This is a genomic window from Novosphingobium aeonii, from assembly GCF_052279045.1.
Taxonomy (GTDB): domain Bacteria; phylum Pseudomonadota; class Alphaproteobacteria; order Sphingomonadales; family Sphingomonadaceae; genus Novosphingobium.
Genome location: NZ_CP176832.1, coordinates 695,877 through 705,000, shown reverse-complemented (window position 1 = coordinate 705,000; position 9,124 = coordinate 695,877). Strand labels below are relative to the sequence as shown.

Below are 9,124 nucleotides of genomic sequence, written 5' to 3'. Positions count from 1 at the left end.
TCCCGATCAGCGCCTCAAAGGCCGGGAATCAGGTTCCATGCCTTCGCAATACTGAAAACGCTGGAGGCAATCAGAACGAGCGAGACTGCGAACAGCAAAGTTCGCGGCGGAACCCGCTTGGCCAACAGCGCGCCGAACGGCGCTGCGATCACGCCCCCTATGATCATCCCGATCGTCACCCCGCTGAAGGCACTGAACCCCAGCGCGCCGATAAAGGAGATGGAGATCGAGAGGGACAAAAGGAACTCCGCCGTGTTCACCGTGCCAATCACCTTGGCCGGATCTCCGCCCTGTATCAGCAGGTTCGAAGTGACGACGGGGCCCCAGCCCCCTCCACCGGCCGCATCGAGGAAGCCGCCGGTGAGCGCCAGCGGGCGGGTCATCCGGGGGTCCTCGAAACGCGGCTTCGACATGCGGATCGCCTTGACCAGCAGATAGAAGCCGATGCCCGTGAGATAGAGCATGATGTAGGGCCTCGCGACCGAGGCATCAATGTTGGACAGGAAGTAGGCTCCGAGTACGCCCCCCGCCACGCCGAAGGGAACCAGCCGCTTGAACAGCCCCCAATCGACGTTGCGGTGAACGATGTGACTCGCGCCGGAAGCACCCGTCGTGAATATCTCCACGAGATGCGTACTGGCCGAAGCCGCCGCCGGCGCGACTCCCAGGACGCTGACCAGCATCGTCTGGGAAATCACACCGAAAGCCATGCCCAAGGCGCCGTCGATGACTTGCGCGGCGAACCCGACGACCACGAAGGGCAGGATATCGCCCAGGCTTAATCCAAGATCGAACATGAGGTTGTCCTCCCTGTTCCGTGAATGACGGAGATCAGAAGCTGTACCGGACGGTCATGCCCCAGGTACGCGGATCACCGGGAAGCCCCGCGATCAGGCCGGTGTTGCCGGGACCGACGAAGAGCTGGTCGAAGTAGTTCTGGTCGAAAGCATTGCGAACCCAGCCGTAGATATCGAAGCCGCTGTCAGCCCGGAAGCCGAGACGGAAGTTCGAAAGGCTGTACCCATCGATCCAGGTGTAGGCCGAAGGAGACGGATTCGACGAGAAGTTCGAACGATAGCTGCCGTCGTAGCCGAAGTAGACTTCGCCCTCCTTCCCAAGCAGGGAGACCGGGTTGTTGATCTCCGCGCCGAACGAGAACGACCACTTCGAAACACCAGGCAGGCGTTGGCCCGAAATGTCGCAGTTCTGGGGGCTGAGCGAGTTCGGCACGCCGGCGGCGCCCGGCGTCTGGCCGGTGATGACAGCCGTACCGCCCGAAAGTTCCGGCGGGCACGGCGCATCAGTGAACTTGCGATAGGTCGCGTCGGTATAGGCGCCGTTGACGTAGGCGTTGAAACGCTCGCTCGGACGGACCGAGAAGTCCCACTCGACGCCCTGCGAGCGAACCTTCTGCGCATTGGCGAGATAGCCACGCAGCACGCCATACTGGCCGTTGGTAACGTTGGCCTGATAATTGCCGATGTCGGTACGGAAGATCGAAAGGTTCAGAGTGGCCCGGCGGTCCCAGAACTGGGTCTTGATGCCGGCCTCGTAGTTATGAACCGATTCCGGCTTCACCGTGGCCGAGGCGAGAATCGGGTTGTTCTGAAGGTCGACCGGCACGCCGTTCTGGTTGATACCGCCCGACTTGAAGCTCTTTGCGTAAGTTGCATAGAACAGCACGTCCGGCGTGATCTTGTAGCTTGCGTTGAAATCGTAGCTGAAGTTCCAGTCGCTGAATTCGGGCGAGATTTCCTGCGGGGTGTAGATCGCCAACTGCGCGGTCTGGCGCGGCGTATAGGACGCCTGACCGAGCAGCAGTTCATTGCCCTGCCCATCGAAGACGCGGCGCTGGTAGTAGCCTTCCTTCTTGTCATAGTTCAGGCGCACGCCGGGCTGGAGCGTCAGTTCCGGCGTGAGATGCCAGCTCAACTGGCCAAACAGCGCAGCGCTGGTGTTCTTGAGATACTGCGTGTTGTAGGCAACCAGGCCGTTCAGCACCGAAGGATCGCAGGCGAGCTGGTTCGACGTCGTGGGGCCGCAGCCCGATGAGCCCGGCGGGACGACGGAGTCGTTGCCCGGATTGATGCTCCAGCGGCTGGCGGCGGCGCCTTGCGCTTCGGTGCCCTGCGTATCGATGCGCTGGTAGAAGCCGAAGGCACCGACGACGAAGTCGATCTTGTCACTGCTGTAGTTGTAGCGCAGTTCCTGCGTATACTGGTCCTGCTGCGAGGGGTTCTGCGACAGGGAGACGATCGGCAGGCCGGTGAAGTCACGGTCGTTGGACGGATCCCAGTCCCAGAAACGCCAGGCGGTGACCGAGGTCAGTTCGCCCGCGCCGAGATTCCACTTCACGCGCAGCGAAGCGCCGCCGATCTTGTTCTTCGCCTTCAGCGGCGTGTCGAGATCGGTAAGACGGTCGAAAGGATCGGTGCTGGGCGGTGCATAGCCCTGCGCTGCGGCAAGCGCGGCGAACTGGCGGTTGAGCGCACGCTGGGTCGTACCGGTGCGGACGTAGACCGAACCGCAGCAGTTCGCATCCTGCGTGCTGAAATCCCCTGCAAGCGTGATCGCCAGCGTGTCGGTCGGCTTCCAGAGCAACTGGCCGCGCAGGCCGAGGTTGTCCTGGCTCTGAATCCACTGGTTGGTCGTCACATTGTAGATCGTGCCGCGACGGTCAGTCGAGGAGATGGCAATGCGTGCCGCCAGCTTGTCTGTCAGCGGGCCGGAAACAGCGGCCTTGGCCTGCTTGAAGTTGTAGTTGCCGATCGAGACTTCGGCCTTGCCTTCGAAGTCGAAGGTGGGCTGGTTCGTCGTGATGTTGATCGCGCCGGCCGTGGTGTTCTTGCCGTAGAGCGTGCCTTGCGGTCCGCGCAGCACTTCGATCTGGGCGACGTCGAGGAAATCGAACGTGGCCGAGGCGACGCGCGAGTTGTAGACGTCGTCGATGTAGATACCGACGCCCTGTTCGATACCGTCATTGGTAAGGCCGAACGGCACTCCGAGACCGCGAATGTTGACCGCCGTGTTGCGCGGGTTCGAGGAATAGAACTGCAGTGTAGGCGTGAGCTGCTGGAGGCGGCCGACGTTGAACGAGCCGGTGGAGTCGATATGCTCGCCGCCCACCACGGAGATCGCCAAAGGCACTTCCTGGCTCGATTCCTGACGGCGACGTGCCGTCACGAGGATCTCACCACCGCGATCGTGGGCGCCCGTGCCCACCGAGGTCGGCGGTCCCTCTTCGGTGCCGTCGGCATTGACCGATGTCGTCGTCGCCACCGGTTCCGCGGCTTCCTCGGCCAATGCGGGCGTCGCGGCCAGCATGAGCGTGAACGATAGGCAAGCGAGTGGAAGCGGGGCCGGAAGCGGCCCGCGAATAAACTTTCTCATGAAGTCCCCCTTATGTTTTTCGAAGGGCCTCACATCCGGCGGTCCGGTCTGCGCGGCAGGCTGTCAGGTTCCGGTGAAGCGCACGCCTACGAGGCGAAGCGCCGCCGTTCAGTGATGTCCAGCTGAACGAGCTTTCCATCGTGGACTGTCAGTTGGATGACGCCGTAGCGCATCTGATCCAGGGCATCGGCGACTACCTGAAGAGGTGCCGCCTTGGGATTTGTGCCCTCTGAATCCCTGGAGAGGTGCAGTCCCGATCGCTGGTTGTCCGATGACGGTTGAGACATTGCGAATCTTCCTCCGAGCGCGGCTTTATCCTGCCGCCGTCCGCACTCGTATTCTCAACTTAATAAGTTGACAATACGCCTACCCGAAAGTTTCTCGTTTTCACGCCAAAGCAAAATCTATTTACGCCGAAGCGATGAATGGCTCCCCCCTTTGAACAGGATGGCAAATAGGGATCGCAGCCATCGACCGCCCGGCTATCCGGACGGCATCGCTTCGCGAAAAATATAAATAAAATGGATACTTACTTGCCGCGCGGGGCGGCGCTTCCGCGCTTAGACGTCTTCGTCGATCTGCGCGGGAACGGGGTCGATCCGGTCAGAAAGACGCACGCCGTCAAGCAGTTCAGCGGTGCGATCACGCACTTCCAGCATCAAGGCACGAGTGCGACATTCACCTTCTTCAAGGCAATTCTTGCACTTTTCGTGCGCGAAACGACTGGCGCAGGGCACGAGTGCGAGCGATCCGCGCATCAGGCGAATGAGATCGCCATAAGTGATGTCGATCGGGGAGACCGCAAGCCGGTAGCCGCCATCCTTGCCTCGCTGGGAATCGACAATGCCGAACCGGGTCAGTTCGGACAGGATCGTCGTCAGGAATTTGGCGGGAATGTTCTGTGCTTCGGCGATCTGCGCGAGTTGAATCGGACCTTGCCCGTAGTTGTCGGCAAGATGCTGCATGGCGCGGATGGCGTATCGGGTTTTCTGCGAAAGCACGTTCCCGTCATGCAGCAGCGCAAGAGCCGATGGCAAGGCCGTTAAGCCGTGATTTCACAGATTGTCAGCCTTTTTGGTTGGCAAGGCAAAATGGCGCCTCCGCCGGAGGCCGGTTCAGGCGGAGGCAGGTGTCGAAACAGGGGTCAGGCGGCTGTCCGGCGGGCGACCGAGAAAGTACGGGTGCCCAGTGCGATCATGGCGGCGAGCGTCGCGAGTTGTGCCGCGAGAAATGGAGTCTCGGTCCCTTGGGGAGCGAGAGCATGAAGCGACGGCACTTTCAGGAAGGCCTGTGTCACGAAGGCCAGCAGGTTGAGGTAAAGCGCCAGGCTCGCGCTCACAGCATAAATAGCCCTCGCGCGGCCCTTCAGCCCGTAACGGTAGACCGCAATGAAGGCGACTGCGAGAACCGGGGTCGAGACGATTCCGGTAATGAGCGCCGGCGTAATCGCGCGGATCGGAAACAGGAAACCGGTGAGCGTCGTCGCCGCCGTAGTGACGAGAAAGAGCCCTGTGAGGAACCGCACTCTCACGCGGCCCGATGCGAAGGCCAGCATGACCACGATCCCGGTCGCGATCGCTACCAAGCTGATCGCGACATGGAGTGCGGTGAACTGGGCGATATCGAGACCAAGGATCATGACACGCTCCCTCAGTTGGCCGCCACCGCGCCGTAGCGCAGCGCGGGTGTTGAAAGCGAAAGGTTGGGACGCATCGCGAGGCGCGCCGCCAGATAGGCTTCATACTGCGCCATGTCGGGCAGCGCCGGGATGGTCACCGCTTCTCCCATGTCGAGACCGGCGAGCGCGGCATCGACCATGTCTTGCGCTTCCATGACCATGTGCGCGGGAAGCGTCGCCATCTTCTCATCGGTCCAGATCGCGGTGCGAGTGATCCCCGGCAGAACCGCCTGGACGCGAACGCCCTTGGGGCCGAGTTCGGCGGCGAGCGCTTCGCTAAATGCCAGCACATAGGCCTTCGTGGCGGGATAGACCGCCGTGAAGGCATCCGGCATCAGCGCCGTGACGGAAGTGATGTTGACGATGGTCCCCTCTCCCGCAGCAGCCAACCGGGGCGCGATCGCCGCCGAAAGGCGGGTTACGGCGCGGATGTTGAGGTCGATCATGCCCGAAAGATAGTCGGGGTCGGCTTCGACGATCGAGCCTTCGTTGGCGATGCCCGCATTATTGACGAGGCCCACGATCGCATCGTCGGCGCGCAGCCGCTGTTCCACGTGCAACAGATCCTCGGCCACCGCGAGATCGGCAGCGATCACTTCCACCGCGACGCCGGTTTCCGCCTCGAGCCGCGCGGCGAGATCGGCCAGCCTGTCCTTGCGGCGAGCGACGAGGATCAGGTCATGCCCGCGACGGGCCAGACGGTCGGCATAGAGCGCGCCGATGCCATCGGAAGCGCCGGTAACGAGGTAGGTGTTCTTGCTCATCGTACTTCTCCTGGGCTTCTATTGCTTTCGGGGTCGGTGTCTTTGCGCCGGGCACGATTGGAGATAGGCTTTGCCGTCCCGTTCGGGGCGCGGCGCTTGCGACATTGAGCAGGCCAAAACCGACAAAGGATGTTCGCGACGATGAAACCGACTTCGCGGCCTGAACTGGAAGTTGGCCTCTTACTCTACCACGGCTGCCAGATGGCGATGATCCATGGAATTACGGACCTCTTCGCCATAGCTTCCCACTTCTCCACCGGGCGCGGCGGGCCGGCCCTTCGCGTCAGTCACTGGATGCGCAGCGAAGAGGGCCAGTTCGCGCGATGCCACGACACCGCGGCGGACCGGCCGGGAGAACCTTCGGTGCTGATAGTCCCCGGCCGCCTTTCCGGACCTGCCGGCCTGGAAGAAGCCGCCCCTTATGCCCGATGGCTGCGCGAGCACCATGCACGCGGCGCCACGCTGGCCTCCAGCTGCGGCGGCGCCTTCATCCTCGCCGCAACCGGGCTTCTCGACGGCCGTCCGGCAACCACGCACTGGCTTTTCGCGCAGGACTTCCGGGAGCGGTTTCCCAAGGTTCTCGTAGAACCTGACAAGATCGTGATCGAGGACGGTGACATCATCACCGGAGGCGGACTCATGGCCTGGACCGATCTGGGCGTGCGGCTGGTTGACCGCCTGCTTGGCCCGACCGTCATGATCGAAACCGCGAAGTTCCTGCTCGTCGATCCCGCCGGGCGCGAACAGCGGCACTATTCCAGCTTCGCGCCGAAACTCACGCATGGCGACGAGGCGATCCTGAAGGTGCAGCACTGGTTGCAGTCACGCGGCGGCCGACCGGCCAGCGTGGCCGAAATGGCGGATATGGCCGGGCTTGAGGAACGCACGCTCCAGCGCCGGTTCAAGAGCGCGACCGGGATGAAGCCCACCGAACACGTCCAGCACTTGCGCATCGGCAAGGCGCGCGAACTGCTGGAATTCACCCGGCGCTCGATCGACCAGATCGCCTGGTCGGTGGGCTATGAGGACGCCACCGCGTTTCGCCGCGTGTTCAGCCGGATACTTGGCCTGACTCCCGGCGACTATCGGGCTCGCTTCCACAGTGGAGCGGAACTGGCGGTGGCAGCCTGATTCACCCCGGAGAAAGCGCCCCGTCGCCCTTCCGCTCTTCGGCCTTGGCGGCGAGCCTTCGGGCGAGAACGGCGCAGACCATGAGCTGGATCTGGTGGAAGAACATCAGCGGCAGGATGATCGCGCCCACCTGCGCGGCGGGAAACAGCACGCCTGCCAGCGGCACGCCGGTCGCCAGGCTCTTTTTCGAGCCGCAGAACAGGATGACGATGCGGTCTTCGTGATTGAAGCCCAGCAGCCTGCCCAGCACATTTCCCAGCACCATCACGAGCGCCAGAATCCCAAGCGAAAGCGCCGCGATGAGCGCCAGTTCGGAAAGCGTCACCTTCTGCCACAGTCCCTCGAGCACGGCGGCCCCGAACGCGGTATAGACCACCAGCAGGATCGAACCGCGATCCGTATAGCCCAGCAGCTTCTTGTGCCGTTGGACGAAGCCCCCGATCCACGGCCGCAGCAGGTGCCCCGCCACGAACGGCAGCAGCAGCTGGAGCGAAATCGTGACGATCGGATCGGTCGAGAAGCCCTGCGCCTTGCCGGTGATGAGCAGCGCGGTGAGCACCGGGGTCAGGAAAATGCCCGCAAGGTTCGAGAACGAGGCGCTGCACACCGCCGCCGCCACATTGCCGCCCGCAATCGCGGTGAAGGCGATCGAACTCTGCACCGTCGAGGGCAGCAGGGTCAGGAACAGCACCCCGGTTGCCAGCGAGGGTTCGAGGCCCGGAATGGCACTCACGCCAAGGCCGATCAGCGGGAACAGCACGAAAGTCAGGCAGGCCACCGTCAGATGCAGCTTCCACGCCCGCGCCCCGTCGAGGATAGCCTCGCGAGAGAGCTTGGCGCCGTGCAGGAAGAACAGCAGCGCGATCCCCGCATCGGCCACCCCGCCCGCCACATCCGCCCAGACCCCGCGCGCCGGAAGCACCGAGGCCAGCCCCACCGTCGAGACCAGCAGGAGAAGATAAGGGTCGATGCTCAGGCGCGAAAGCAGGCGATTCATGGAGAGTCCTGATCGAGGGAAAGAAGGAAATCAGCCGGGAACGGGACCGGAGCCCGAACCGGAATCGCGAATGGCGGCGGCAATTCCGGCCAAGTCCTCATCGCTCAGCACTAGACCGGCCGCGGCCACCCAGCCGTCCACTTGCGCCGGGCTGCGCGCGCCGACGATGGCCCCCGTCACGCCCGGAACAGCCAGCACCCAGGCAACCGCCACCGCAGCCTGCGACACCCCGTGCCGCTCTGCCACCGGCTTCATCGCCGCTGCCACGGCCAGGTTGCGAACAAGATTTTCCCCGGTGAAGTCAGGATGGCGGCTACGCCAGTCATCCGCGGCAAGCGCCGCCGCGCGCTCGGCCGAGAAGGCCCCGGAAAGCAGGCCCGACTGCATCGGGCTATAGACGATCACCCCGGTATCCCGGGCAAGACACCATGGCAGGTCCCGTTCCATCGCACCGCGCTTCAACGCCGAAAGCGGCGGCTGAAGGGTGTCGACATGGCCCATGCCCTCAGCCTCGGCCAGTTGCCCGGCATCATGATTGGACAGGCCGACCGCCCTCACCTTCCCCGCCGCCTTCAGTTCCAGCAAGGCGCCCCAGTATTCGTCCAGCGCCGAGCCGTCCTCTGCCGGCCAATGCATCTGCAGCAGGTCGATCCGCTCCACGCGCAGGCGCCGCAGTGAATCCTCGGCCTCCTGCACGATCGACGCCTTGCGGCCGACGCGAATCTTGGAATTGCGGTCGTTCGGATCCCAGACCTGCCCGCACTTGGTGAAGACATAGGGCCGTTCGTGAACGGGCATCTCCGCAAGGGCGCGCGCGACCACCTCCTCGGAGTGGCCAAGGCCGTAGATCGCCGCCGTGTCGATCCAGTTCACTCCGCGTGACACGGCATGGCGGATGGCACGGATCGAATCTGCATCGTCCTGCGCGCCCCAGCCGACCGCCCAGTCCGGCCCGCCGATGGCCCAGGCGCCAAATCCGACGCGGCTGATCTCCATGCCCGTCAAACCGAGCGGACGGGTGGCGAGCCTTTCTGCGATGCCGGTGGTCATGGCCATGCTTCTCCCTGAGGGGCGGCGTGATCAAAGCCTGCGCCGCCGACCTTCGAACTCATCCCGCCATTGCCATGCCTCCGGCGCCCGGTCTTGTCGCCAGACCACCCGGCA

Annotated in this window: 9 protein-coding genes; 1 reads left to right on the top strand and 8 read right to left on the bottom strand. The window is 63.6% G+C overall.

The features are described from left to right. Positions 1-14: 14 nt before the first annotated feature. The 6 genes from ACLIMP_RS03570 to ACLIMP_RS03545 form a co-directional block, all read right to left on the bottom strand. Entirely contained in the window at positions 15-797 is a 783-nt protein-coding gene (locus ACLIMP_RS03570) for a sulfite exporter TauE/SafE family protein (protein ID WP_054441998.1), read from the bottom strand. A 34-nt stretch (positions 798-831) separates the two neighbouring features. After that, positions 832-3,390 (bottom strand): TonB-dependent receptor, encoded by a 2,559-nt coding sequence (locus ACLIMP_RS03565; protein WP_185998290.1) that lies wholly within the window; start codon positions 3,388-3,390, stop codon positions 832-834. A gap of 86 nt (positions 3,391-3,476) precedes the next feature. Further along, complete coding sequence (locus tag ACLIMP_RS03560; RefSeq protein WP_054442000.1) at positions 3,477-3,677, bottom strand: YezD family protein; 201 nt, start codon at positions 3,675-3,677, stop codon at positions 3,477-3,479. Between the two features lie 273 nt (positions 3,678-3,950). After that, positions 3,951-4,391, bottom strand: coding sequence for an RrF2 family transcriptional regulator (locus ACLIMP_RS03555; protein ID WP_054442256.1), 441 nt, complete (start codon positions 4,389-4,391; stop codon positions 3,951-3,953). Between the two features lie 143 nt (positions 4,392-4,534). Beyond that, on the bottom strand, positions 4,535-5,029 hold the full coding sequence (locus tag ACLIMP_RS03550; RefSeq protein ID WP_324697586.1) for a hypothetical protein: 495 nt from the start codon (positions 5,027-5,029) through the stop codon (positions 4,535-4,537). Between the two features lie 11 nt (positions 5,030-5,040). Beyond that, a complete protein-coding gene (locus tag ACLIMP_RS03545; RefSeq protein WP_324697584.1) occupies positions 5,041-5,832 on the bottom strand; it encodes an SDR family NAD(P)-dependent oxidoreductase in 792 nt (263 codons plus the stop codon). A gap of 141 nt (positions 5,833-5,973) precedes the next feature. Between ACLIMP_RS03545 and ACLIMP_RS03540 the strand changes: the two genes are divergently transcribed. Further along, the gene (locus ACLIMP_RS03540; RefSeq protein ID WP_443478042.1) at positions 5,974-6,963 is read left to right on the top strand and encodes a GlxA family transcriptional regulator; all 990 of its coding nucleotides are present in this window, start codon (positions 5,974-5,976) and stop codon (positions 6,961-6,963) included. Between the two features lies 1 nt (position 6,964). Here the strand turns inward: ACLIMP_RS03540 and ACLIMP_RS03535 are convergent, their stop codons facing one another. Together ACLIMP_RS03535 and ACLIMP_RS03530 are read right to left on the bottom strand one after the other, a co-directional pair. Further along, positions 6,965-7,960 (bottom strand): bile acid:sodium symporter family protein, encoded by a 996-nt coding sequence (locus tag ACLIMP_RS03535; RefSeq protein WP_324697580.1) that lies wholly within the window; start codon positions 7,958-7,960, stop codon positions 6,965-6,967. 30 nt (positions 7,961-7,990) lie between these two features. Continuing rightward, a complete protein-coding gene (locus ACLIMP_RS03530) occupies positions 7,991-9,010 on the bottom strand; it encodes an aldo/keto reductase (protein ID WP_443478041.1) in 1,020 nt (339 codons plus the stop codon). Positions 9,011-9,124 lie beyond the last annotated feature (114 nt).

Bases quoted from the DNA above. Each gene is read 5' to 3' on its own strand.
- ACLIMP_RS03530 (WP_443478041.1), bottom strand. From the start codon at position 9,010: ATGACCACCGGCATCGCAGAAAGGCTCGCCACCCGTCCGCTCGGTTTG.
- ACLIMP_RS03540 (WP_443478042.1), top strand. From the start codon at position 5,974: ATGAAACCGACTTCGCGGCCTGAACTGGAAGTTGGCCTCTTACTCTAC.
- ACLIMP_RS03570 (WP_054441998.1), bottom strand. From the start codon at position 797: ATGTTCGATCTTGGATTAAGCCTGGGCGATATCCTGCCCTTCGTGGTC.
- ACLIMP_RS03545 (WP_324697584.1), bottom strand. From the start codon at position 5,832: ATGAGCAAGAACACCTACCTCGTTACCGGCGCTTCCGATGGCATCGGC.
- ACLIMP_RS03565 (WP_185998290.1), bottom strand. From the start codon at position 3,390: ATGAGAAAGTTTATTCGCGGGCCGCTTCCGGCCCCGCTTCCACTCGCT.
- ACLIMP_RS03550 (WP_324697586.1), bottom strand. From the start codon at position 5,029: ATGATCCTTGGTCTCGATATCGCCCAGTTCACCGCACTCCATGTCGCG.
- ACLIMP_RS03535 (WP_324697580.1), bottom strand. From the start codon at position 7,960: ATGAATCGCCTGCTTTCGCGCCTGAGCATCGACCCTTATCTTCTCCTG.
- ACLIMP_RS03560 (WP_054442000.1), bottom strand. From the start codon at position 3,677: ATGTCTCAACCGTCATCGGACAACCAGCGATCGGGACTGCACCTCTCC.